The organism is Streptomyces sp. NBC_01257 (assembly GCF_035917255.1).
Taxonomy (GTDB): domain Bacteria; phylum Actinomycetota; class Actinomycetes; order Streptomycetales; family Streptomycetaceae; genus Streptomyces.
On the sequence record NZ_CP108472.1, the window covers coordinates 2,791,546 to 2,813,748 of the forward strand.

General features: G+C 72.8%; 23 protein-coding genes and 1 other RNA gene. 13 read left to right on the plus strand and 11 right to left on the minus strand.

Features of this window, described 5'->3' with window-relative positions:
* The first annotated feature begins 303 nt into the window (after window positions 1-303).
* The 3 genes from OG408_RS11780 (at window position 304) to OG408_RS11790 (ending at window position 2,688) form a co-directional block, all read left to right on the plus strand.
* The gene (locus tag OG408_RS11780; protein WP_266778087.1) at window positions 304-1,077 is read left to right on the plus strand and encodes an SDR family oxidoreductase; all 774 of its coding nucleotides are present in this window, start codon (window positions 304-306) and stop codon (window positions 1,075-1,077) included.
* 159 nt (window positions 1,078-1,236) lie between these two features.
* Entirely contained in the window at window positions 1,237-1,704 is a 468-nt protein-coding gene (locus tag OG408_RS11785; protein ID WP_285565206.1) for a lamin tail domain-containing protein, read from the plus strand.
* A 99-nt stretch (window positions 1,705-1,803) separates the two neighbouring features.
* The gene (locus OG408_RS11790) at window positions 1,804-2,688 is read left to right on the plus strand and encodes a PhzF family phenazine biosynthesis protein (protein ID WP_326669748.1); all 885 of its coding nucleotides are present in this window, start codon (window positions 1,804-1,806) and stop codon (window positions 2,686-2,688) included.
* Window positions 2,689-2,706: 18 nt separating this feature from the next.
* Here OG408_RS11790 and OG408_RS11795 read toward each other — a convergent pair whose 3' ends face one another.
* Together OG408_RS11795 and OG408_RS11800 are read right to left on the minus strand one after the other, a co-directional pair.
* Window positions 2,707-3,648, minus strand: a complete 942-nt coding sequence (locus OG408_RS11795) for an NAD-dependent epimerase/dehydratase family protein (RefSeq protein WP_326669750.1) — start codon at window positions 3,646-3,648, stop codon at window positions 2,707-2,709.
* The gene (locus OG408_RS11800; RefSeq protein WP_326669752.1) at window positions 3,645-4,721 is read right to left on the minus strand and encodes a ScbA/BarX family gamma-butyrolactone biosynthesis protein; all 1,077 of its coding nucleotides are present in this window, start codon (window positions 4,719-4,721) and stop codon (window positions 3,645-3,647) included. The genes OG408_RS11795 and OG408_RS11800 overlap by 4 nt, the downstream gene beginning before the upstream one ends.
* A gap of 125 nt (window positions 4,722-4,846) precedes the next feature.
* Between OG408_RS11800 and OG408_RS11805 the strand changes: the two genes are divergently transcribed.
* Both OG408_RS11805 and OG408_RS11810 read left to right on the plus strand, forming a co-directional pair.
* A complete protein-coding gene (locus tag OG408_RS11805; protein ID WP_266778097.1) occupies window positions 4,847-5,509 on the plus strand; it encodes a ScbR family autoregulator-binding transcription factor in 663 nt (220 codons plus the stop codon).
* Between the two features lie 176 nt (window positions 5,510-5,685).
* Entirely contained in the window at window positions 5,686-6,069 is a 384-nt protein-coding gene (locus OG408_RS11810) for a VOC family protein (RefSeq protein WP_266778099.1), read from the plus strand.
* 22 nt (window positions 6,070-6,091) lie between these two features.
* On the opposite strand, the gene OG408_RS11815 is transcribed toward OG408_RS11810, so the two are convergent.
* The 5 genes from OG408_RS11815 to OG408_RS11835 all read right to left on the minus strand — a co-directional run bounded on the left by OG408_RS11815 (window position 6,092) and on the right by OG408_RS11835 (window position 10,413).
* Window positions 6,092-6,748 carry an SGNH/GDSL hydrolase family protein gene (locus OG408_RS11815; protein WP_285565209.1) on the minus strand — a complete coding sequence of 219 codons (657 nt, stop codon included), beginning with the start codon at window positions 6,746-6,748 and terminating at the stop codon, window positions 6,092-6,094.
* 69 nt (window positions 6,749-6,817) lie between these two features.
* On the minus strand, window positions 6,818-8,323 hold the full coding sequence (locus tag OG408_RS11820; RefSeq protein ID WP_442806129.1) for an ABC transporter ATP-binding protein: 1,506 nt from the start codon (window positions 8,321-8,323) through the stop codon (window positions 6,818-6,820).
* 551 nt (window positions 8,324-8,874) lie between these two features.
* The gene (locus tag OG408_RS11825; RefSeq protein WP_266778105.1) at window positions 8,875-9,405 is read right to left on the minus strand and encodes a TlpA family protein disulfide reductase; all 531 of its coding nucleotides are present in this window, start codon (window positions 9,403-9,405) and stop codon (window positions 8,875-8,877) included.
* 121 nt (window positions 9,406-9,526) lie between these two features.
* Window positions 9,527-10,084: a MauE/DoxX family redox-associated membrane protein gene (locus OG408_RS11830; RefSeq protein WP_285565212.1), complete on the minus strand. Its 558-nt coding sequence runs from the start codon at window positions 10,082-10,084 to the stop codon at window positions 9,527-9,529.
* A gap of 119 nt (window positions 10,085-10,203) precedes the next feature.
* Window positions 10,204-10,413: a hypothetical protein gene (locus OG408_RS11835; RefSeq protein ID WP_266778109.1), complete on the minus strand. Its 210-nt coding sequence runs from the start codon at window positions 10,411-10,413 to the stop codon at window positions 10,204-10,206.
* A 408-nt stretch (window positions 10,414-10,821) separates the two neighbouring features.
* On the opposite strand from OG408_RS11835, the gene OG408_RS11840 reads away from it, so the two are divergent.
* The 4 genes from OG408_RS11840 (at window position 10,822) to OG408_RS11855 (ending at window position 15,365) form a co-directional block, all read left to right on the plus strand.
* Window positions 10,822-13,617 carry an FtsX-like permease family protein gene (locus OG408_RS11840; RefSeq protein ID WP_285565213.1) on the plus strand — a complete coding sequence of 932 codons (2,796 nt, stop codon included), beginning with the start codon at window positions 10,822-10,824 and terminating at the stop codon, window positions 13,615-13,617.
* Between the two features lie 259 nt (window positions 13,618-13,876).
* The gene (locus tag OG408_RS11845; RefSeq protein ID WP_266778113.1) at window positions 13,877-14,677 is read left to right on the plus strand and encodes an ABC transporter ATP-binding protein; all 801 of its coding nucleotides are present in this window, start codon (window positions 13,877-13,879) and stop codon (window positions 14,675-14,677) included.
* A complete protein-coding gene (lepB, locus tag OG408_RS11850; protein WP_266778115.1) occupies window positions 14,674-15,144 on the plus strand; it encodes a signal peptidase I in 471 nt (156 codons plus the stop codon). Before OG408_RS11845 ends, lepB begins: the two co-directional genes overlap by 4 nt.
* 44 nt (window positions 15,145-15,188) lie before the next feature.
* Window positions 15,189-15,365 carry a hypothetical protein gene (locus OG408_RS11855; protein ID WP_266778117.1) on the plus strand — a complete coding sequence of 59 codons (177 nt, stop codon included), beginning with the start codon at window positions 15,189-15,191 and terminating at the stop codon, window positions 15,363-15,365.
* 124 nt (window positions 15,366-15,489) lie between these two features.
* Here OG408_RS11855 and rnpB read toward each other — a convergent pair.
* From rnpB to OG408_RS11870, 3 genes are all read right to left on the minus strand, one after another.
* An RNA gene (rnpB, locus tag OG408_RS11860) (RNase P RNA component class A) lies at window positions 15,490-15,891 on the minus strand.
* A 61-nt stretch (window positions 15,892-15,952) separates the two neighbouring features.
* Complete coding sequence (locus OG408_RS11865; RefSeq protein ID WP_326674515.1) at window positions 15,953-16,522, minus strand: Uma2 family endonuclease; 570 nt, start codon at window positions 16,520-16,522, stop codon at window positions 15,953-15,955.
* 115 nt (window positions 16,523-16,637) lie between these two features.
* Window positions 16,638-17,165 carry a TetR/AcrR family transcriptional regulator gene (locus tag OG408_RS11870; protein WP_266778119.1) on the minus strand — a complete coding sequence of 176 codons (528 nt, stop codon included), beginning with the start codon at window positions 17,163-17,165 and terminating at the stop codon, window positions 16,638-16,640.
* Window positions 17,166-17,304: 139 nt separating this feature from the next.
* On the opposite strand from OG408_RS11870, the gene OG408_RS11875 reads away from it, so the two are divergent.
* Together OG408_RS11875 and OG408_RS11880 are read left to right on the plus strand one after the other, a co-directional pair.
* Window positions 17,305-18,054 (plus strand): MerR family transcriptional regulator, encoded by a 750-nt coding sequence (locus tag OG408_RS11875; RefSeq protein WP_326669762.1) that lies wholly within the window; start codon window positions 17,305-17,307, stop codon window positions 18,052-18,054.
* A 5-nt stretch (window positions 18,055-18,059) separates the two neighbouring features.
* Window positions 18,060-18,911, plus strand: coding sequence for a hypothetical protein (locus OG408_RS11880; protein WP_266786107.1), 852 nt, complete (start codon window positions 18,060-18,062; stop codon window positions 18,909-18,911).
* On the opposite strand, the gene OG408_RS11885 is transcribed toward OG408_RS11880, so the two are convergent.
* Window positions 18,862-20,283, minus strand: a complete 1,422-nt coding sequence (locus OG408_RS11885; RefSeq protein WP_266786109.1) for an RNB domain-containing ribonuclease — start codon at window positions 20,281-20,283, stop codon at window positions 18,862-18,864. The genes OG408_RS11880 and OG408_RS11885 overlap by 50 nt on opposite strands.
* A gap of 191 nt (window positions 20,284-20,474) precedes the next feature.
* On the opposite strand from OG408_RS11885, the gene yaaA reads away from it, so the two are divergent.
* Together yaaA and eda are read left to right on the plus strand one after the other, a co-directional pair.
* The gene (gene yaaA / locus OG408_RS11890; protein ID WP_285565215.1) at window positions 20,475-21,275 is read left to right on the plus strand and encodes a peroxide stress protein YaaA; all 801 of its coding nucleotides are present in this window, start codon (window positions 20,475-20,477) and stop codon (window positions 21,273-21,275) included.
* A 76-nt stretch (window positions 21,276-21,351) separates the two neighbouring features.
* Window positions 21,352-21,972: a bifunctional 4-hydroxy-2-oxoglutarate aldolase/2-dehydro-3-deoxy-phosphogluconate aldolase gene (eda, locus tag OG408_RS11895; protein ID WP_266778125.1), complete on the plus strand. Its 621-nt coding sequence runs from the start codon at window positions 21,352-21,354 to the stop codon at window positions 21,970-21,972.
* Window positions 21,973-22,203: the final 231 nt, after the last annotated feature.

Below are 22,203 nucleotides of genomic sequence, written 5' to 3' on the forward strand. Positions count from 1 at the left end.
CTCCCCTGACTGGTGATGTGGGGGAAGTCCACCGGGCCGGCACATCGGGCGGTTGTCGTGCTCGCGTCGCACGGGCGTCGCCTGGATGAGGAATGCGGCAGGAATGGATCCCCAGGGGCAAACACCGCGTATGCGGCCAAAACCATGATCATTAAGACCGGGGGCGCCGCCTCAGGGAATCGCCGGTACCGTGCACGGAAATCACCCCCCGGGGACGTGAACCCCCCGTCCGGACGCACGATTTGACCCCGGCGCGCCCACCGGCACCGGGGCCGGGGGCGGCTGGGCGTACGCTGCCGCACCATGAGCAACAAACTGTTGAACTCCACGACGAAGGCGGCCGTGGTCACGGGCGCGGGCTCCGGGATCGGCCGGGCGGTGGCGCTCGCCCTGAGCGGCGCCGGCTGGTCGGTGGCGCTCGCGGGCCGCCGCCCCGGGCCGCTCACCGAGACCGCCGCGCTGGCCGGACCGGACGCCCGGGTGATCACCGTCCCCGCCGACGTGTCGCGCCCGGACGACGTGGACGCCCTCTTCTCCGCCGTACGGGAGTGCTTCGGCCGCCTCGACCTGCTCTTCAACAACGCGGGCACCTTCGGGCCGCGCTCCGTGCCGGTCGAGGACCTCGGCTACGACGACTGGCGCACGGTGGTCGACGTGAACCTGACGGGGGCGTTCCTGTGCGCGCAGGCGGCGTACCGGCAGATGAAGGAACAGGATCCGCAGGGCGGGCGGATCATCAACAACGGCTCGGTCTCCGCGCACGCGCCGCGCCCGCACTCGGTCGCCTACACCGCGACCAAGCACGCCATCACCGGCCTGACGAAGTCGCTCTCGCTTGACGGGCGCCCGTACCGGATCGCCTGCGGACAGATCGACATCGGCAACGCCGCGACCGAGATGACCGAACGGATGCAGACCGGCATCCTCCAGGCCAACGGCGAACTGGCCGTGGAGCCGGTGATGGCCGCCGCGGACGTGGCCAGGACGGTGGTCCACATGGCGGATCTGCCGCTGGAGGCCAACATCCCGTTCATGACGGTGATGGCGACGGCGATGCCGTACGTGGGCCGGGGCTGACGGATCCGGGCCGGAACCGACTCCGAGCGACCACAACCGACCGGCCCTCACACCGGAAACGACCGATACCCGCCGGACCGGCGCCCCACCCGGTCCGGCAAGCGCGTGCTGCCCTTATGCTCACAGTTCTTCACCGGAACTCCACACAAGGAACACAGCATGCGCATACGCACCGCGGTGCCCCTCGCCTTCGCCGTCACCACCGCCCTCACGGGCTCCCTGCTCCTCGCCACCCCGGCCTCGGCCGCGAAGCACCAGGGCGGGGTGCACCTGGGGAAGATCCAGTACGACAGCCCCGGCAAGGACACCCGGTCCACCACCTCGCTCAACGCCGAATGGGTGGAGATCCACAACAACACCAAGGCGAAGGTGCAGCTCAAGGGCTACCGGCTGAAGGACAACACCGGATACACCTACACCTTCCCCTCCTACGCCGTCGGCGCCGGCAGGACCGTCCGGGTCCACACCGGCAAGGCGAAGAACAGCTCGGGCCACGTGTACTGGAACCGCGGCTCGTACGTGTGGAACAACACCGGTGACAAGGCGCGGCTGATCAAGCCGAACGGCAAGCTCCTCGACTCCTGCTCCTGGACGAAGGCGAGCAAGGGCACCAGGAACTGCCACTGACCCGCCCGCCGCGGTCCGCGGGCATCCGGGTCCCGCCCGGTGAGGGGGCGGGCGGGGCCAGGGGGGAATGCCCCGGACCGCGGCACGGTTGTGCCGCACATGACTGAGCTTCCCGAGACCGCGATCCTGCGCTACACCGCCTTCTCCAGCGACCCGGAGGGCGGCAATCCGGCCGGGGTCGTGCTGGACGCGTCCGCTCTGGACGACGCGGACATGCTCGCCGTCGCGGCGGAACTCGGCTACAGCGAGTCGGCGTTCCTGACCGGTCCGGCCGAGGCGTCGGCGCCCGGCGCGCGCGGCTATGTGATCCGCTACTTCAGCCCGAAGGCCGAGGTTCCCTTCTGCGGACACGCCACCGTGGCGACCGCGCTGGCGCTCGCCGAGCGGGACGGCCCCGGCGACCTGGAGTTCAGCACCGCCGCCGGACCGGTGCCGGTGACCGTCGCCCGCGAGGGCGCCGAACTGCGGGCGACCCTCACCAGCGTGGAGCCGCACGTCACCGAGGTCGCCCCGGAGGACGTGACGGAGGCGCTGGCCGCCCTGGACTGGCCGGCCGCCGACCTCGACCCGGCACTGCCGCCCCGGATCGCCTACGCGGGCGCCCGCCATCTGGTGCTGGCCGCCGCGACCCGTGAGCGGCTGGCCGCGCTCTCCTACGACTTCGCACGCCTCGAAGCGCTCATGCACCGGCTGGACCTGACCACGCTCCAGCTGGTGTGGCGGGCCTCGGAGACCGTCTTCCACGTCCGCGACCCGTTCCCGGTCGGCGGTGTGGTCGAGGACCCCGCGACGGGAGCGGCGGCGGCCGCCTTCGGCGCGTACCTGCGCGCCCTGTCCCAGGTCCCGGAGACCGCGGGACTGACGCTGCACCAGGGGGAGGACATGGGCCGCCCCGGCACCCTGACCGTCACCCTGCGCGCGGGCGACGCCCGGGTACGGGTGAGCGGTACCGGCACCGCGATCCCGGCACCGGCCGGCGCCTGACGGCCCGCCGCTGCCGGCTCAGCGGGCGAGGAACTCCCGGTACCAGGGGGCGTGCGCGGCGAAGGACGTGCGGAAGTCCGGGCCCGGGGGGCAGCCGAGGTCCCGGCCGACGCGTCCGTCGGCGAACCAGTGGTCCACGGTGAGCATCTCGAAGTGGTGCTTGGCGTACGGCACACCGGCCAGCCGCGCACGGGCCTCGTCCAGCCCGATCTCCGTACCGGCCCAGGGCAGTCCGAGCTCGCCCAGCACCGTCGACAGCAGCTCGGAACAGGTCACCGGGTCGGGGTGATTGACGTGGTAGACACCGGCCGGGGCCTCGGGTGCGAGCGCCGCCCCGAGCAGGGCACGGCCCAGGGTCTCCACATCGATCAGCGAATGGCGCGCGTCGCAGCCGGCCGGGGCGGCCGACAGGTACCGCAACAGGGCGACCAGCCCGGGAATCGCCCACCGGTCCCCCGGCCCGTGGACGATGTGCGGGCGGAGCACCGCTCCCCCGGCCGCCAGGACGTGCTTCTCGCCGGCGGCCCGGGTGAGGCTTATGGCGGAGGCCGGGGCGGGCTCGGCCTCGCCGGGGAGCAGCGCGGCGAAGGGGCCGCGGCCGTAGACGGCCGCGGTGCCGAGCTGGACGATCCGGCCGGCTCCGGCGCGCACGGCCTCGTCGACCAGGGCACGGGTGCCGTGGTCGTTGACGGTGCGGGCGGTGGGTTCGTCCGAGCCGACCTGGGCGGCGCAGTGGATCACGGCGTCGACGCCGTCGCAGCTGCCGCGCAGCGACGCGGGGTCGGCGAGATCCCCGTACACGGTCTCGAAGCCGGACCCGGGTGCCGTCGTGGCGGGGACGTCCGGCGCGGTCCGGTGGGTCATCAGGCGCAGCCGGACGCCGGGCGTCGCGAGGGCGGCGGAGACCACCCGGCTGCCGATGAAGCCGGCTGCTCCGGTGATGAGGATGCGAGGGGTCATGAGAGGTCGCTCCGGGCGTCGCCGGCGCCGGCCCGGTGGGGGTCCGGCGCGCGGAGGGTGCAGGTGAAAGCGGGTTCGCCGTCCTGGACGGCCCGTATGAGTACGCCGGCGGGCGATTCCTCGTCGGCGGGGAGCGGGGTGGCCTCGATCAGGCAGGGGCGGTCCAGCTCCACGTACTGCAGGAAGTCGGCCTGCATCTCGGTGGGCAGGAAGGTCCGGCCGGGGGCGATGGCGTGTGCGGCCTGCCGGGCCGCCTCCAGCAGGAGGATGCCCGGCACATGGTCGTTGGGGCGGCCGAAGAGTGTCGGATGCCGGGTGTCGAGCCGCAGCAGCCAGGTGCCGGGATCGGGGGCGGGTGCGAGGACGACGTCCCGTTCGGAGGTCCTGCCGACCGTGCTCGGGGCGACGGCGGGCAGGAGGGGTACCGGGGTGCCGAGCACGGCGGCGCGGTGGCCGCGCATCCGCTGGTAGACCCCGGCCGATGTGCAGCTGATCCGGCCGCCGCCGGAGGCGAGTACGGTGCCGTGGCGGTGCAGGAGGAGTTCGAGGTGCATGGAGCCGAGGCTCCGGCCGCGGCGGCGGATCCGGGAACAGGACACGTCCACCGTGATGTCCCAGGGGTCGTCGCCCAGCTCCAGCCGTCCGGAAACGGAGGTGTACCGCAGCTCCCACATCACGAAGGCGTCGCCGACCGGCACCCCGAACTGGTCGTGGGCGATCAGCATCGTCGTCTGCCGCATGGTCTCCGCTATGAGCAGCGGGTCCTGGTGGCGTCCGTCGACGGGGCTGAAGAACCGGTGGTCCCGCGGCCAGTGGGCCGACACCGAGAACTGTGTGTCGGTGAGCCGGGTCAGGCCGGTGGGAAAGACGTCCTGCCGGTCGGTCCGGTGGACCAGCTGTCTCAGCCGGTCGGGTGAGCCGCCTCTGGCGCCGGGCTCCTCCGCACCCGCGACGGGGGCGGCCCCCTGTCCTGCGGCGGCGGAGGCCTCGTCACGGCCGGTGCCCGCGGAGTGACCGGCGTGCTCGGCGCTCTCCACCGACATCGAAGCGCTGCGTGAGGTGAGCTGAACCATGAAGTTCCCCCAAGTGGATCCGAGTCAAGGGGCCGAGCCGCCCCGCAGTAAGATACTGACAGCCCCGTTTTTCTTTCCAGCCAACCCCCTGTGGCCACGACCACGCCACCACTAGAGAGAAGCTGATGGCACAGCAGGCGCGCGCGATCCAAACCCGCCGGTCGATCCTGGTGGCGGCCGCCGACGTGTTCGACGAGCGCGGCTACAGCAGTGCCACGCTGAGCGAGATCCTGGCGCGTGCGGGGGTGACCAAGGGCGCGCTGTACTTCCACTTCGCCTCGAAGGAGGATCTCGCGCTCGGGGTGATGGACATCCAGCTGCACAGCGATCCGCTGCCGCCGCAGCTGACGAAGCTCCAGGAGCTGGTGGACCAGGGCATGCTCCTCGCCTACCGGCTGCGCCATGAGCCCCTGGTCCGCGCCAGCGTCGGCCTGGCCATGGACCAGGCCGTGGAAGGCCTCGACCGGGGTACGCCGTTCCGTGGCTGGATCGACCGGCTCGAACACCTGCTGATAGCGGCCAAGGGCCAGGGCGAGCTGCTGCCGCACGTCGATCCGGGCGAGGCCGCCGAGATGCTGGCCGGTGCGTTCTCCGGCATCCAGGTGATGTCCCAGGTCCTGTCCAACCGCGAGGACCTGGGCCGGCGGATCTCGGTCCTGCTGCATTACGTACTGCCGAGCCTGTCCACGCCGGCCGTCCTGGCCACGCTGGACATGGCCGAAGACCGCGGTGAGCGTCTGCTCCGGAGCCTCGAAACCGTACCGAGCCAGGTCGGCGCCCCCAACTGACCCACCCGGCGGGCCTCCTGACGACCCGAAACCAAACCGGACGGTCCGCAACCACTCGTCCGCCCGGACCGGCCACGGCCGTCTCCAAGACCGTTCCCCGGTCCGGTGCCGACCCCATCCGCCCTCCGCTCCGTATTGTCGGTTCCCCACCGTCAGCCGTCCGGCAGGAGCAGCCGATGTCCGTCCGTCGTGTCGTCCCCAACATCCCGGCCGGCCCCGCCGACGCTACCGCCGACGCCCCCGCGGCGCTGCGGGCCAGCGCCGACTTCTACGGGCTCCTGGGCTTCGAGGAGGTCATGAACCACGGCTGGATCATGACCCTCGCCTCGCCCTCCCACCCCACGGCCCAGATCAGCGTCATGACCGCCGACCTGACCGGTCCCGTCACCCCGGATCTGAGCGTGGAGGTGGAGGACGTGGACGCCGCGTACACCGCGATGACGGACAGCGGCGCGGAGATCGTGTACGGCCCGCGCGACGAGGAGTGGGGCGTGCGCCGCTTCTTCGTACGGGATCCCAACGGGCGCGTCATCAACGTGCTGAGCCACCGGCACTCCTGAGCCGGCCGGCTCTCTCACGGGGCTACTGCCGCTGCGGCTCCGGTTCCGCCGCGTCGACCGCGGCCAGCCAGGCGTCGGCGATCAGCCGGTGCCCGAGCGGACTCGGGTGGACTCCGTCGCGCGCCAGCTCCACGGCCTCCCGCTCCTGCGCCGCACGGTTCAGGACGTGGTCCGCGCGGACCACGTCGGCCCCGTGGGCCAGGGCGGCCCGGAGGACGGCGTCGGTGCGCGGCGCCAGGTCCTCGAACCAGCCCTCCTGCTCCGGGGTGACCGGCAGCAGGAACGGGGTGATGACGACGAGCCGCGCGGAGAGCTGTTCCGCGGTGTCCGCGAGCAGCCCGTCGAGGCACGCCTCGAACGCGTCGACCGGGCTGGGGAGCCCGCTGTCGTAGTACCGCCAGGTGTCGTTGATGCCGATCTTGACCGTGACCACGGTGGGCCGGAGTCCTATGCAGTCGGTGGCCCAGCGGGATTCGAGGTCGTACACGCGGTTGCCGCTGATCCCCCGGTTGATCACGCGGGGAGCGGTGGCGGTTCCGCCCTGCGCACGCTCCCGCAGGGTCTGCGCGACCGCGTCGACGTATCCGTTGCCGAGCGAGGCGGAGTCCGCCCGGTCGCGGCCCGCGTCGGTGATGGAGTCACCGATGAACAGGAGTGTGTCGGAACCCTTGATGTGCATGTCTGCCGTCCTGGCGTCGAAATGGACCGGTCCGGGGGCCCGTGACGAGCCGTACCCCCGGGTGAGCAGTCAACTACACGCGCCGGGGAGATCCTTCTGGCCGGGGCGGGTCTGCTCCTCGTCCGCCAGTTGGTAGCCGTCCGCCTGCGAGCGGAACATGTGCGCGTACTTTCCGTCCAGGTCGAGAAGGGCGGAGTGCGTGCCTTCCTCCACCACCCGGCCCTGCTCCAGGACCAGGATCCGGTCCGCGTCGCGGACGGTGTTGAGCCGGTGGGAGATGAGCAGGCTGCTCCGGCCCCGCCGGTGTTCCCGGAGTCCGAGGTGGATCTCGCGCTCGGCGACCGGGTCCAGCCCGGAGGAGGGTTCGTCGAGGATCAGCAGGTCGGCATCGGTCCGCAGAAGTGCCCTGGCCAGGGCGACGCGCTGCCATTGGCCTCCGGACAGGAGCACACCCGTCCTGTCCGGAGCCGGGTCCGGTTCCGGCTCCGGGGGTGCGGAGCGTGACAGGCGGCGTCGCCCGCGGCCCACCGTGGTGGTCGGGGCGGGCTCGGGCAGGTGCATCCGGCTGAGCCAGGTGTCGTATCCGTGGGGCAGCGCGTGGAGGACGGTGTCGATGCCGGCCCGGTCGGCCGCCCTGCGCAGCCTCGGCCGGTCCCCGGCCGCGCCGAGGTCGCCGATGGCGATGTTGTCGGCGGCGGACATGTCGTACGCCATGAAGTCCTGGAACACCACGCCGATGCGGCGCCGCAGCGAGGTCAGGTCGACGGCCCACAGGTCGGTGTCGTTCCAGGTGACCTCGCCCCGCGTCGGCCGGTAGAGACCGGCCATGAGTTTGACGAGCGTGGACTTGCCCGCGCCGTTCAGGCCCACGAGGGCCACGGACTCGCCGGGGCGGATCTCCAGGTCCACTCCGCGCAGGACCCATTCATGGCTGGGGTGGTAGCGGAACCAGACGTCGCGAAGGGCGATGCCCTCGGTGAGGGGCGGCGCCTCGCACAGATCACCGGCCGGTGCCGGGCCCGGACCGACCAGCTCGCTGTAGTGGCCGAAGAGTGTCAGGGACTGGCTGATGGTGCCGTAGACCCCGGTCAGTGAGGAGATGGTCAGCTGGACGGTGGCGAGTGCCGCGGTGACGATCGCCAGCTGCCCGATGCTCCCCCGCCCCGTGTCGATCAGGTGCACGGCGATGGCGATCGAGACCCCGGCAAGGCCTGCCGACAGCAGGGCGAGGGCGGATTCGACCCGAAGGACGGTCCGGTCCACGCGTCGCTCACCCGCTTGGGCCGATCCCAGGTCGCCGAGCATCCGCTCCCGGAAGAACCGGCCGAGTCCGTACAGGCGGATCTCCTTCGCGGCCCGCACGTCGGTCAGCAGGGCCGCGTGGAAGATCTGGCGCCGGAGGAAGGGAGTGACCAGCTGCGCCATGTCGCTCCGCCGGCGGCCCAGCTTCACCTGGGCGTAGAGCGCCGGGAGGGTGGCGGAGAGCACCAGAAGAGCGATGAGCGGGGAGAAGGCCCACAGGACGGCGACGAATCCTCCGACGGTCAGCATGCTCTGCACCGTGCCGAGCACCATGCCGGCCACGAGCTGGGGACTGGTCTGGCTGGCCTGCCTGGCGAGTTGCAGACGGTCCTGGAAGGCGGGGTCCTCCAGCTCGGCGAGTCCTTGCGCACGGCTGACCGCGGTGAAGAGTTCGGTCTGCGTGTGGAGGGTGACCAGCCGGTCCGCCTCCCTGTCGCCGTACTGAGCGGCCTGCGCCGCGATCGCGACCACTGCCCCGGTGACCGAGAGGACGGTGACGGACACCCAGAGCGGAGGACCCGCGTGGCGTCCCAGCTGGTCCAGGATCGCCTTGGCCGCCCAGGCGGTGACCACGGGTGCGGCGCCGGACAGCACGGCGGTGAGGAGCAGAAGCGCGGCCGGACCGGGCGCGGCACGCAGATACAGCAGGCAGGAGCTGCGGAGCAGGCGAAGAGCGGAAGGGGCGGAGGCCGCGCGTGCGGTACGCAACCGTGGCCCGGCTCCGCCCGGAAGGCGGCCGCCGGGGCTCTCGGTTCGCGTGCTCCTGGAACGCCGGTTCTTCGGGTGCGGGCTCGTGGCCCGGAGGTCGTGGGCGGTCAAGGGTCTCAGTCCGCCCGCAGGGGCAGCGGCAGGGAGTCGAGATCCTGCAGCTCCGCGGCCAGGGTGCCGTCCTCGCCCGTCAGCCAGTAGGTCGGGGTCGCGTCGACCTGGCAGGCGGTCATGAACGCGAGCGCGTTCTCGCCGGTGAGCAGGGTCCCGACGGGCGAGAGCAGTTTGCGCAGGCCTCGCGCGTCCGCGCCGTCGTCCAGCAGCACCAGGAGCACCTGCGTGCCGGAACTCTCCAACTCGGCCGCCCGCAAGGCCAGTTCCGGAGCATGGTCCACGCAGGCCGAGCAGGTCGTGGAAAGGAACGCGATCAGGGTGCGTCGCCCGCGGAGGAAGTCCGGGGTCAGCGAGGTGCCGTCATCGGCCATGACGTCGAAGGCGGGCACGGGGCTGCCGATCGCCGGGCCTCCTGAGGCAGGATCCACGGGCATGCCGAGGAGGCGGAGCCGGCGTATCACCGCGGTGCTCACGGCGAGGTTGAGCAGGCAGAGCAGACCGAGTACGACGACAGCGGCCGTCAGGACAGTCATGGCGGAAATCTCCTCCGGATGGGCAGGAACGGTCGGGGGTGAAGCCGGGGGCGGCAAGCCGGCTGAGGGGGATGGCGGCGCGATCGCCCGGCAGCGTGGACGCGCGCCGGTCGGGCGTACGTCAGGCCGGGCCCGCCAGCAGCTCCGTGAGGTCGTCCCACAGGACCACGACCCAGCTGAGCGCGGCCGCGGCCACGAGGGCGACGAGCAGGGCCGGGGCGGGGTGACGAACCACGCCGTCCGCGTATGTGCCGGCCAGGCCCAGGCAGGCCACCACCACGAGCACTCCGTTGCGCAGGAGTTGCGCCCCACGGACGGGCGCGCGGGAGCTGCCGAAACAGTGACAGGCCACCTGTGTCCCCCGCCGCACGGCCCGGGCCAGCACGAGGCTGAAGACCAGCAGCAGGGCGAGCGCCCCCATGAGGGCCGTGGCGGCGGTGGCCGGCGCGAGCAGCAGCACGGCCAACGCGCCTTCGGCCGCCGGCACCGCCGTCAGGAGCGGCGACGACGGCCCGAAGGCGATCACCCTGGATGCGAGCGGGCCCCCGAGAGCCACCGCGGCTTCACGGAACTCCCCGTACGCCCGCGGGGACCGGACCTTGGCCGCGGCGGAGAGCGCGAGGACCATCGCCAGGACCAGACGGGCCTCCAACTGCGCCCAGAACCACACGGCTGACACGATGCCTCCGTTCGCGCCGGATACTGTCGAAGGCGCGTGGGGGGCGAATTGCGGTCGCCCCCCACGCGCTGCCGATTCGACGCGGTCCCGTACTACCGCGTCAGCGTGTCAGCCGCTGCTCAGGGGCAGGTGGCCGACTGGTAGGGCGCCCCGCTGATGCTGACCCGGCACTGCCGTGCGCTGCCGGTACAGGCGTTGCGCTGCTGCAGGACGTAGGTCGAGCTGGCGAAGATCGTCTTCCATGGGTCCCAGCAGGCTGCGGACGCCTTCGCGGCCGGCAGGACTGCCCGCAGGATCCGGTCGCCCACCCGGTCGAACGTGCGAAGCATGCAAACTCCTCAGGTCGGTTGATCCGTGGTCCCGGTGCACACCGCGGACGCATCACGGCAGCGGGTGAACCGGCCTTGCAGTTGTGCAATTACTCATCGAGCCCTGCAACCCTGCGTGCATTCGACGCAAAAAAACAAGCACTTAATGAAAGGATCATGAATTCCGGATCCCAGGACATCACATATCGCCAACTGGGGCGCATAACAGGCACGTTGATCCGATAGGTGCGTGCATCGTATTGACGCTCCCGGACTCCCGGTGTGAACATCTCCTCCCGTCAGGCACAAGCGACTGCCCGGCTTCGGCCTGCGACGGACGCGGCACCGGGGGGCGGCCGCCGATCCAGCCAGGGGGAGCTCGTGTGGCACACGGTCAGGGCACAGATCGGATTCCGGTCCGGACGGGCGGTGGCACTGCTCGTCGCACTGGTCGTGGCGGTCACCTCCTTCACCGTGCTGACCGCGACCGCGGGCCGTCAGCGCCTTGAGGTCCGGGGCACGGTGGCAGCCAACTCCCGTGGTGCGTACGACCTGTTGGTGCGGCCACCCGGAGCGCGGTCCCGGCTCGAAACACAGCAGAAGCTGGTTTCGGCCACAGCGCTGAGCGACCTCCAGGGAGGCATCAGCCAGGAGCAGTGGCAGCGGATCCTGAAGGTCCCGGGGGTTCAGGTCGCGGCACCCGTCGCCGTCGTCGGCTACATGCCGTCGACCGTCCATCTGCCGGTCGACGTATCGAAGTTCGTCCGCCCGGGCGGGAAGGCCCAGCTCTGGCGCCTGAAGCCGGAGCTGATCTCCGAGCGGGGCCTGACGACGGTCCCGGCCGAGAGCTCGTACCTCTACGTGACGCCGCAGCGGCTCGATCACCCGAAGAGCGAACAGGGCGGAAGCGGGAAGGGCACGGAGCTGAGCGGGCAGATCGATCTGGTCGGCGCGGACGGGGAACGGCGGCAGGTCTGCAGCGTGGCGACGGGGAACGACCCGAAGACCAATCGGGCCGAGGGCCTGGTCCCCGCCTGCGGGTCCACCCACGCGCGCAACAACGTCAACCAGCCCGGCGCGGCCAGTCCGAAGGCCACCGGGACGGGCATCGACCCCCCGGCCGGCATCGGCTACGTCACGTGGCGCTTCCCGTATCTGGTGGCGGCGGTGGATCCGGTCCAGGAGGCCCGCCTGGTGGGCCTGGACAAGGCGGTCCTGGAGGGCTCGTACTTCGCACCGGACCAGAAGACGGCGGTCGTCGAGCGCGACGGTTCGCGGTTCGCGGACGTCCCGGTGCTGCTGGCCGACCGGTCCCCGGTCGAGGAGAAGCTGCGCGTCGAGGTCGAGGAACTCTCCCCCGAGGCGGCCGAACACATCTCCTCGGGAGAGAACTCGGGCACCCTGGCCCGGTCGCTGCCCGGCGCTCCCGCCCTGCGCAGCCACAGCGTGGAGTTCACGTCCGACGCCGCGTACGAGGCCATGAGCCGCGGGCTCGGCCAGGAGGACCTGTCACCGGGAAAGCCGTTCGCCTGGAGCAACCTGAGCTACTTCCTCAGCGCCTCCCCGGTCACCTACGCCTCCTCCGGCGACCAGTTGGCCGCCCGCTCCGTCCGGCAGGGCCCCATGCAGGAACCGGACCTGGGGGAGGGCGAGCTGGGCGACGGATCCGATCTCGGGGACACGGCCGTGCGGTCGCTGGACCAGCACGTCTCGCACATGTACGTGGGCAGCAACACCACCGATGAGCCCATGCCCCTGATCAAGCCGATCGGCCGTTTCGATCCCGACCGGCTCACGGCCGGACAGAGCCGCTTCGGTGCGGTGCCGCTGGAGACGTTCTTCCCTCCGCAGGCCGAAGGCGCCGACGCGGCCTCCAAGGCGGCGCTCAAGGGCAAGCCGCTGCTGCCCAACGGCAACGTCGCGGGTCTCCTGTCGGTCGCCCCCTCCATGATCACCACGCTCTCCTCCCTGCCGCTCTTCCACGACCCCAGGCAGTTCAGCGGGATCGACCGCCAGGGTGGCGTGAACACCTCCAAGCCGATCAGCGTGATCCGCGTCAGGCTGGACGGCACCCTCGGCACCGACGCCCTCTCCCGCGAACGGGTACGGCTGGCCGCGGAACAGATCCGGACCCGCACCGGGCTGGCCGTCGACATCACCATGGGCTCCTCACCGACCGCCGTCGACGTCGTCAACCCGGCCGGCAAGTTCGGACGCCCCGAGCTGACTCTTCGCCAGATGTGGTCCCGCAAGGGGGTGGCCACCGCGATCGCCGACGCGGTGGACCGCAAGTCCCTCGTCCTGTTCGTGCTGGTCCTCGCGGTGTGCGCGCTGTTCGTCACGGGGGCCACGTCCGCGGCGGTGCGGTCCCGCCGCACCGAGCTGGGGGTGCTGGCCTGTGTGGGCTGGCCCGCCCGGAAGCTGTTCGCGCTGATCCTGGCCGAGGTGGTCACGATCGGTGCGGTGGCCGGGCTGGCCGGAGCCGCACTGGCCGTGCCGGCGGGGGCCCTGGCAGGGGTGGAGGTGCAGTGGTCGCGGGCGCTCCTCGCGATTCCGGCGGCGGTGGTGCTGGCCGCTCTGGCCTCGCTGTGGCCGGCCCTGCAGTCCGCGCGCTCCCACCCGGGTGAGGCGATACGCCCCTCGGTGAGCGCGCGCGCCCACCGTACGAAGGTCACCGGCGTCTCCAGCCTCGCCTGGGCCAACGTACGCCGGGTGCCAGGGCGGACGGCGCTCGGCGCGACGGCGCTGGCCGGCGGGGTGGCGGCGCTGGTGATCCTCATCGGGATCGGCGCCGCGTTCGAGGGGGAGGTCGCCGGCTCCCTGCTCGGGAACGCCGTCACGGTCCAGGTGCGCACGACCGACTACGTCGCCGCCGCGATCACGGCCTTCCTCGGCGCAGCGAGCGTGGCCGACGTCCTCTACACCAACATCCGTGACCGCGCGGCCGAGTACGCCCTGCTGCGGGCCACCGGCTGGCCGGACGGCTCCCTCACCCGGCTGGTGCTCAGCGAGGCGGCCCTCACGGCCACCGCCGGGGCGGTGGCCGGCGCCGGACTCGCGCTCTGCGCCTGCTCGGCGCTGACCGGCGGGTACAGCCCGGTACTCGGATGGGTCGCCGGAGCCGTGGCCGGTGCGGCGGTCCTGACCACCGTCGCCTGTGCGGCGCTGCCCGCGCGGACACTCCGGACGGGTTCGACAGCACAGACGCTGGCGGAGGAGGAGTGACGGGGTCACCGCACGGATCCGCACGGCAGGTCCCCCGCTCGCGCCGGGAACCCGGAGCCGTAGTGCCGGCCGGTGAGGACCAGGCCGTGGTCCCGGGCGTGCGGCCCGCCGATCCGTACCGCGGCCGCCGCCGCACAGCGCCACCCGGAACCGTCCTCCCGGCATCGGCCGCGCCGCGGGAGGACGCGATCAGGTCCGCCGCCCCCGCCGCACGGCCGGACACCGGGGACGAGCCACGGAGCCACCGAGGAGAACAGCAGTGAGATTCCGCAACCCGAAGACCCGGACCACCACTCCCCCGGCGGCCGCGAGCGCCCCGGGAGCCGTGATCACCGCCGAATCCGTCCTGAAGGTGTTCGGATCCGGTACGGCCGACCCGGTCACCGCCGTCGATCACGTCTCGCTCACGCTGGAGGCGGGCAGCAGTGTGGCGCTCATCGGGCCGAGCGGGTCGGGCAAGTCGACCCTGCTGCACCTGCTCGGCGCGATAGAGGCCGCCGACGGCGGGAGCATCACGGTCGGCGGCACCGAGATCACGGCAGCCGGACGGGCCGAACTCACCCGCTACAGGGCGGGCATCGGCTTCGTCTTCCAGCGCTTCCACCTCCTGCCCGCGCTGACCGCCCGGGACAACGTGGTCGCCCCCGTACTGCCCTACCGCAGCCGCGCTTCCGCACTGGGACGGGCCGGCGAACTCCTCGCCGCCGTCGGCCTTGCAGGCCGTGAGGACCGGCTGCCGTCGCAGCTCTCGGGCGGCCAGCAGCAACGCGTGGCCATAGCCCGCGCCCTGATCAACCAGCCGGCCCTGCTGCTGGCCGACGAACCCACCGGCAACCTCGACTCCGCCACGGGCACGGAGATCATCGAACTGCTCCTGCGCCTCAACACCGAACAGGGCACCACCCTCGTCCTGGCCACCCACGACATGAGCATCGCCGCACGCTGCGGGCGCGTCGTGAGCATGCGGGACGGCCGGGTCCTGGAGGACCGCCTCACCACCCCGGCCCCCGTGCCGGAGCATGAGCCGGAACACCCGGCAGGACCGGCCCTACGGCCATGACCCGGGCCGCCGCCACCCCATGGATCCTGGGCGGGGCGATCGCCCTCCTGGCGGCGGCCCGCTCGTCGCTGCTTCTGATCACGGTCGAGGGCATCAGCATGGAGCCCTCCTACGCCGACGGGGACGTACTGCTCATGGTGCGCCGCCCGTTGGCCCGGCCGCGGCGGGGGCAGGCGGTCGTCCTGCGGGAACCAGCGGGGGACGGTGTGGCAGCACCAGGGGCGGCCGGCAGCGGATACGCCGTCAAACGACTGGCCTCCACGTCCGGCCAGCCGGCCCCCGCGGGAACCGCCGGTGTCGGCCACCGGATGCCGGTGCCGGCCGGTCACGTGGCGGTACTCGGCGACAACGCGTCGCGCAGCACGGATTCCCGCGAGTGGGGCGTGCTGCGGAACGACCAGGTGGTGGGCGTGATCCTGGGGCGGATACGGAGAGGCGGCAAAGGGGCAGGACCGGGAGCCCGTTGAAACCGGGCGGGTCGGTTGCCGGTCCGGCGTCGTAGTCTGTTCGCATGCCCATTCCCCCTGCACCCGCCACACCTGCGCGCTCGCTGGCCGCGGTGAACGCGGACATCCGTGCGCTGTGGGCTCGTGGCGGCCGCCTGTCGCCGGAGGGGCGGCGGGAGTACGAGAGGCTGCTTGCCGAGTGGGCGGCCGTGGTCCGCGGCGACGCGGCCGAGGCGGCGTAGCGCTGGCGCGTGATGCCCGCAGACAGCCGCCCGCGGCGCTGTGACCGGGAGGATCCGCCCGGCCGGCGGGTGCCGGACGCTGTGGCGCCGACCGCCTCCGTGACCGGATCAGGCGGCCAAGCGGCAGACGAGTCGGGCTGTACGCCGGGTTCTGTCGCCCGGTCGCCTCGCGGCGGCCGGGGAGACGGCCATCCATCTAGGACCGGCATTGCTGCCGGTCTCGTGCGGTCTACCCGCGAACTCGGGCGGGCCGCCCTCGAACGTTCGCGCAGGGCCGTCTCGCGACGGCCCCTCTTGACCTTGCTCCGGGTGGGGTTTACCTAGCCGCCTGAGTCACCTCAGGCGCTGGTGGTCTCTTACACCACCGTTTCACCCTTACCGGGGACCGAAGTCCCAGGCGGTCTGTTTTCTGTGGCACTGTCCCGCGGGTCACCCCGGGTGGCCGTTAGCCATCACCCTGCCCTGTGGAGCCCGGACGTTCCTCGGGAGGATCCGAAGATCCTCACGCGGCCGTCCGCCCGGCTCGTCTGCCGTGGCGCCCATGCTACCCGTCCGCCGGGGGCCGCCCGACAGGGCGATCCGGCGGCTCAGACGAACGCGTCGGTCTCCAGGTCCAGCGCGAAGGGCGCCGGCAGACGGACGGCCTTGCCGAACGGGACCGTGCAGTGCTGGCGGTAGTCGTCCCCCTGCGGGTCGCTGAACAGCGTGTCCGAGAACTCCTCGCGGTCGACCAGCAGGTAGAGGGGGACGGGTCCCCGGGCGTAGCAGTGCCGCTTGCCGGTGCGGTCGGCAGCCGGCTTGGACGAGGTGACCTCGACGACCAGGGCCACGCCCTCGCACGGCATCCAGGGGTCCGCTCCGCGGTACAGGCGCAGTTCGGTGGGGGCGAAGGTGCCGTCGGGGATGACGTGGTTCTTGGGACACCCCCCGCCACTGCGCAGCTTCAGCCCCTTGTTCCCGGAGAAGTCCATATCCGTCCGGGCATGCCTGATCACCTGCTTCACGATCATGCTGATGCAGTCCTCATGATCCCCGTCCGGCGGCGGCGTCACGACGATCTCCCCTTCGATCAGCTCGGCCCGGAAGCCCTCCGGCGTGTCCAGCGCCAGGAAGCCCTCAAGCAGGACGTCCGCCTGCGAGAGCGGTTCGTGCGGCATGCCAGACATGTCACGCCCCTTCCTCGGTCGCTCGCCGGAATGGGACATCGGGGAAGCCGCCGTCCGTGAGAGGGGAGTGGTTCCCCCGATCGTGGCACAGGACCGCGCGCAGTCGTCAGAGGCGGACCGGAGCGAAGGCCGCGATGCCCGCCGTCCAGGCCGCCGCGACGTCGGCGTCCGTGGGGAAGCGGCCGTTGAGCTCCATCACGACCATCCCGTGGGCGAAGGCCCAGGCTGCCCTGGCGCGCCCCTCGTCACCGTCCAGGGCGCGGAAGAGCGGGGCGGCGGCGCGGTCCTCCAGGTCCTGCGGCAGGGGGTGGCCGGTGGTGAGGCGGTAGAGGTGGGGGTGGGCCAGGGCGTGGGCGCGGTAGGCGGTGGCCAGGGCGGGGAAGGAGCCGGGGGCCGCGGCCTCGGCTGCTTCGAGCACCCCGGCGGTCTCCCGGAGCATGGCGTCGGCCAGGGCGCTCACCACGGACGACTTGTCCGGGAAGTGCTTGTAGAGGGAGGGCGCGGTGATGCCCACGCAGCCCGCGAGGCGGCGCATCGTGAGGGCGTCGGGGCCCTCCTGTTCCAGCAGGCTGCGGGCGGCGGCGAGGATCTGGCGGGCGCGTTCGGTGGACGGCGGGGCCGCGAGATCGGTCATGCCGGTCCTCCCTTCCTGCGGGGCACACGGTGCGGGGCCGAAGGCGTGATCGTACGAGACGGGGGCCGGGGTGGTGGGGACCAGGGCCGCACGGGCGTCGCCTTGACCTTGTCGCAGCGTCAGGGTTTCTACTGGGGCCATGCGCATCGGAGAGATCGCCGCGCTCGTCGGGCTCACCCCGAGGGCCGTGCGGCACTACCACCGGATCGGCCTGCTGGCCGAACCCGCCCGCCGGGCCAACGGCTACCGCTCGTACACCGTGCGCGACGCCGTGCTCCTGGCCCGGATCCGGCGGCTGACCGAGCTGGGGCTCGGGCTGGACGAGGTGCGCGAGGTGCTGGCCGAGGACGCGGGGCGGGCCCTCCGGGACGTCCTGCGGGAGCTGGACGCCGATCTGGCGCGGCAGGAGCGGGAGATCCGGGAGCGGCGGTTGCGGCTGGCCCGGTTGCTGGAGGGGCCGGTGACGGGGGCCGGTCCGGTGTCGCCCGCCCTGGCCGAACTGCTGGCCGCCGGGCCCGTCACCGACTCCCCGGCCGCGGCCAAGGACCGGGAGCACCTGGAGCTGCTGGACTCGGCCGTCGGTGACAGCGGGATCTTCGCCGTGCTGCACACGCTGGCCGCCGATCCGGCGGTCCTCGGGCTGTACGAGGAACTGGACGCGCTCGAGACGGCGGCCGTCGACGATCCGCGCATCGCGCCGCTGGCCGGCCGGATGGTCGCGCTGATGCCCCCGGAGGTGCTGGCGGCGATCCCGGACTCCGGTCCCGTGCGGACGGGGTTCGAGGAGGCGCTGCTGGCGGACTACCCGCCCGCGCAGGCCGAGGTGGTGCGCCGGGTGATGACCGCGCTGGCGGAACACATGGAGACGAGGGGGAGGACGCAGCCGTGAGAGGGATGAGAGGGGCGCGGTTCGTGGCCGCGGCGGTGCTGCCCGCCGAACTGGTCCTGGCGGGATGCCTGGTGGCCGGGGTACGGATACCGGGCGCGGTCCTGGCCGGTGCGGAGGGGATCGTTCTGGTGGCCTTCGCGCTGGAGGCCGTCGTGCTGGGACGGCTGTGGCGCGCGGGGCGGCGGGCCGGTGCCGGGCGGCGGGAGGCGCTGGGCGGGGCCCTGCGGGCCGTCGTCCCGGTGGCGGTGCGCCGGCTCGTCGCACACGAGCTGAGGGCCCTGCACAGTCTGGGGCTGTGGGCGCTGCGTCGTCGCCACGCCGTGCCGGACACGGCGCTCGCCGTCCCGTACACCGGGCCGCAGACCGCGATGATGTACGGACTGGTCTTCGTCTCCGTGGTGGAGACGGTGATGCTGGCCCTGCTGATCCCGTGGCCGGCGGTGCACCGGATTCTGCTCGTCGTGGATGTGTACGGGGTGCTGCTGGTCCTCGCGATGCACGCCGCCTGTGTGACCCGGCCCCATGTCGTGGGCGCCGACGGCTCGCTGCGGCTCCGCTACGGCGCGCTCTTCGATCTCCGCATCCCCGCCGCGTCGATCGCCGCCGCCCGGGTGGAGCGGCGCTTCCCCGAGGGCCGGCTCGCCCAGCTCCGCCCGGACGGCGTGCTCGATCTCGGGGTCGGCTCGCAGACGACGGTGACGGTGGAACTGACCGCGCCGCTCGGCTTCGTACGTCCGCTCGGCGGGCGCGGGCGGGCGAACGCGGTCCGCTTCCACGCCGATGACCCGCGCGCCGCGGTGGCCGCGCTCACGCGGGGGCGAACAGCACCTTCGACGAGCCAGGGTCCGCCTGGGTGAGCCGGACCCGCAGCCGCTCCCCCAGCGGGAGCGGCGCGGTGCCGCCCTCGATGCGGGCGACGATCGCCGGGTCGTCGATGTGGATGGTTCCGGTGGTCGGCTCCTGCTCCTTGACGTCCACCACGTACGCGTCGAAGACCGCGCCGATCCGGTCCTTGAGCAGCGCCGCCTCGACGAGGTCCACGCACTCGCGCTCCACCGTGTTGGCCCGCCGCGTGCCGTCCGCCATCTCCTTGGGCAGGGCGGGCAGCGCGGCCCGTACCCACTCGGGCGCTTCGCGGTCCGCCGCGGCCGCCACGCACAGTTCGGCCGCGTACCGGTCGACGAGGCGGCGCAGCGGCGCGGTGCAGTGGGTGTAGAGCTCGGCGACGGCCGCGTGCACGGCGGGGGTGGGCAGGTCGCCGTTCTCGAAGACGGTGTACCCGGCGCCGCGCAGCAGCGTGGTGCACTCCTGGAGGAACGCCGCGTGGTCGGCGCGCTCCGGGTCGAGCGAGCGGACGACCTGCGCGTACGGGACGTGGTGCGGCCAGTCGATGTGCAGCGCCTCGGCCGAGCGGCGCAGCCGGGCCACGGCGCCGTCGGGGGCGACCGGGAGCGTCCGCAGGATGCCGGTGCCGGACTCGGTCATCAGGCGGGCCGCCGCCATGCCGGTGAGCAGGGAGATCTGGGCGTTCCAGCCGTCGGCGGGCAGCGGGGCGCGGTATTCGAGGCCATAGTTGCCGTCGTGCTCGACGATCTCCTGCTCGGGCACGTTGAGGGAGATGCCGCCGCGGGCCAGTTCCTGTTCCTCGCGGAGCGTGCCGATGTCCCTGAGCAGGGCGAGGGACTCCTCGGCGGTGCCCGCGTCGATCTGCCGCTGCACGCCCGCGTAGTCGAGCTTGGCCCGGCTGCGGACGAGGGCCCGGCGCACCCGGGTGGTGACGGCGCGGCCCTCGGCGTCGAGGTCGATCTCCCAGAGCACGGCGGGGCGGGTCTCCCCGGGCAGCAGGCTGGCGGCGCCCTCGGAGAGCGATTCGGGGTGGAGCGGCACCTTGCCGTCGGGGAAGTAGAGCGTGGTGACCCGGCGGTGGGCCTCGGTGTCGAGCGCGCCGCCGGGGCGGACGAAGGCGGCGACGTCGGCGATGGCGTAGTGCACGCGGTAGCCGTGGGGGCGGCGTTCCAGGTGCATCGCCTGGTCGAGGTCGGTGGAGGTGGGCGGGTCGATGGTGAGGAACGGCAGCTCGGTGGCGTCCTCGTGCCCGGCGACGACCGGGTTCCGCACCGCGTCGGCCGCCTCCGCGAGCACGTCGGCGGGGAAGCCGTCGGGGAGCTCCAGTCCGGTGCGCAGCGCGCGCAGAGCCGTCCGCAGCGGGGTGTCGGCTGCGCCGGTCATATGGAGATGGCGGCGGGGCATGGACCGAGCGTATGACCGGGCGGGGCGGGCGGCATCCCGGGTGGCGGAGGGGCGGGGCGGTGCCTCCCCGTACGCTGGCGGCCAGGGGTTCGCACGGGTCCTGCCGGTACGGCCGCCGGGACCGTGCGCAGGCCGGGGCCCCTTTTCCGTACGTACGAAGGAGAACCGCCGTGCTCGTGCTGTTGCCGCCCTCCGAAGGAAAGGCCGCCTCGGGGCGCGGAGCGCCGCTGAAGCCCGAGTCGCTGTCGCTGCCCGGTCTGGCCGCGGCGCGGGCCGCCGTGCTGGACGAGCTGGTGGAGCTGTGCGCGGCCGACGAGGAGAAGGCCCGCGAGGTGCTGGGGCTCAGCGAGGGGCTGCGCGGCGAGATCGCGAAGAACGTGGAGCTGCGGACGGCGGGGACGCGTCCGGCCGGGGAGATCTACACCGGTGTGCTGTACGACGCGCTGGATCTGGCGTCGCTGGACACGGCCGCCCGCCGCCGCGCCGCGAAGTCGCTGCTGGTCTTCTCGGGGCTGTGGGGCGCGGTGCGGGTGGGTGACCGCATCCCGTCCTACCGCTGCTCGATGGGGGTGAAGCTGCCGGGGCTCGGTGCCCTGGGGGCGTTCTGGCGTACGCGGATGGCGGACGTCATGCCGGAGGCGGCCGGGGACGGTCTGGTGCTGGATCTGCGGTCGTCCGCGTACGCGGCGGCGTGGAAGCCGAAGGGCGAGGTGGCGGAGCGCACGGCGAGCGTGCGGGTGCTGCACTCCCAGCTGGTGAACGGGGTGGAGAAGCGGTCGGTGGTCAGCCACTTCAACAAGGCGACGAAGGGGCGGCTGGTCCGCGATCTGCTGCAGGCTGGCGCCCGGCCGAAGGGGCCCGCGGAGCTGGTGACGGCCCTGGGGGACCTCGGTTACGTGGTGGAGGCCCAGGCGCCCGCCCGGCCCGGGCGGGCGTGGGAGCTCGACGTGGTGGTGACGGAGATCCACTGACACCGGAATTCGGGTCGCATTGCAGCATGTGCAACGCTCGTTGCGCATCATGCGGTGTTCGCGGCAGGATGAGGTCATGACCTCATCCGTGCTGGATCTTGCCCCCGTCGTACCCGTCGTCGTCCTGGAGGACGCCGCCGACGCGGTGCCGCTCGCCCGGGCCCTGGTCGCGGGCGGACTCCCGGCGATCGAGGTGACGCTGCGGACCGCCGCCGCCCTGGACGCGATCAAGGCGATCGCGGCGGAGGTCCCGGACGCGGTCGTCGGCGCCGGCACGGTGATCTCGGCGCGCAACGTCGCCGACACCGTGGCCGCGGGAGCCAGGTTCCTGGTGAGCCCGGGCTGGACGGACGCGCTGCTGGACGCGATGAAGGCGTCGGGGGTGCCGTTCCTGCCGGGCGTCTCGACAACGTCCGAGGTCGTCGCCCTGCTGGAGCGCGGGGTCACCGAGATGAAGTTCTTCCCGGCCGAGGCGGCGGGCGGCACGGCCTATCTGAAGGCCCTGTCCGCCCCGCTCCCGCAGGCCCGCTTCTGCCCGACCGGCGGCATCTCGCTCGCCTCGGCGCCCTCCTACCTGGCCCTGCCGAACGTCGGCTGCGTGGGCGGCAGTTGGATGGTGCCCGGCGACGCGGTCGCGGCCCGGGACTGGGCCCGGGTGGAGCGGCTGGCCGCCGAGGCCGCGGCGCTGCGCGGCTGACGTAACGGCGGGCGACGGCCCGCCGCGGGACCGGGCGGCAATCGGCCGGACTTCTCATGCATGCTCCCCGGCAGCCGGGGCACGAGACCTATCAGGGACGTGACCCGGACTCCGGGACACCCGGGTTCCGCCAGGCAATCCCCCGGCCCGGCGGAACCGCCCCGGCCCCATCGGCCCTCCCCCCGGCCGATGGGGCCGAGTGCTGTCCGGGGGCAGGACCCGGGCGGCGCG

Coding starts and splice junctions, on each gene's coding strand:
- OG408_RS11780 (WP_266778087.1), top strand. CDS start 304: ATGAGCAACAAACTGTTGAACTCCACGACGAAGGCGGCCGTGGTCACG.
- OG408_RS11785 (WP_285565206.1), top strand. CDS start 1,237: ATGCGCATACGCACCGCGGTGCCCCTCGCCTTCGCCGTCACCACCGCC.
- OG408_RS11790 (WP_326669748.1), top strand. CDS start 1,804: ATGACTGAGCTTCCCGAGACCGCGATCCTGCGCTACACCGCCTTCTCC.
- OG408_RS11795 (WP_326669750.1), bottom strand. CDS start 3,648: ATGACCCCTCGCATCCTCATCACCGGAGCAGCCGGCTTCATCGGCAGC.
- OG408_RS11800 (WP_326669752.1), bottom strand. CDS start 4,721: ATGGTTCAGCTCACCTCACGCAGCGCTTCGATGTCGGTGGAGAGCGCC.
- OG408_RS11805 (WP_266778097.1), top strand. CDS start 4,847: ATGGCACAGCAGGCGCGCGCGATCCAAACCCGCCGGTCGATCCTGGTG.
- OG408_RS11810 (WP_266778099.1), top strand. CDS start 5,686: ATGTCCGTCCGTCGTGTCGTCCCCAACATCCCGGCCGGCCCCGCCGAC.
- OG408_RS11815 (WP_285565209.1), bottom strand. CDS start 6,748: ATGCACATCAAGGGTTCCGACACACTCCTGTTCATCGGTGACTCCATC.
- OG408_RS11820 (WP_442806129.1), bottom strand. CDS start 8,323: ATGGTGCTCGGCACGGTGCAGAGCATGCTGACCGTCGGAGGATTCGTC.
- OG408_RS11825 (WP_266778105.1), bottom strand. CDS start 9,405: ATGACTGTCCTGACGGCCGCTGTCGTCGTACTCGGTCTGCTCTGCCTG.
- OG408_RS11835 (WP_266778109.1), bottom strand. CDS start 10,413: ATGCTTCGCACGTTCGACCGGGTGGGCGACCGGATCCTGCGGGCAGTC.
- lepB (WP_266778115.1), top strand. CDS start 14,674: ATGACCCGGGCCGCCGCCACCCCATGGATCCTGGGCGGGGCGATCGCC.
- OG408_RS11855 (WP_266778117.1), top strand. CDS start 15,189: ATGCCCATTCCCCCTGCACCCGCCACACCTGCGCGCTCGCTGGCCGCG.
- OG408_RS11865 (WP_326674515.1), bottom strand. CDS start 16,522: ATGCCGCACGAACCGCTCTCGCAGGCGGACGTCCTGCTTGAGGGCTTC.
- OG408_RS11870 (WP_266778119.1), bottom strand. CDS start 17,165: ATGACCGATCTCGCGGCCCCGCCGTCCACCGAACGCGCCCGCCAGATC.
- OG408_RS11875 (WP_326669762.1), top strand. CDS start 17,305: ATGCGCATCGGAGAGATCGCCGCGCTCGTCGGGCTCACCCCGAGGGCC.
- OG408_RS11880 (WP_266786107.1), top strand. CDS start 18,060: ATGAGAGGGGCGCGGTTCGTGGCCGCGGCGGTGCTGCCCGCCGAACTG.
- OG408_RS11885 (WP_266786109.1), bottom strand. CDS start 20,283: ATGACCGGCGCAGCCGACACCCCGCTGCGGACGGCTCTGCGCGCGCTG.
- eda (WP_266778125.1), top strand. CDS start 21,352: ATGACCTCATCCGTGCTGGATCTTGCCCCCGTCGTACCCGTCGTCGTC.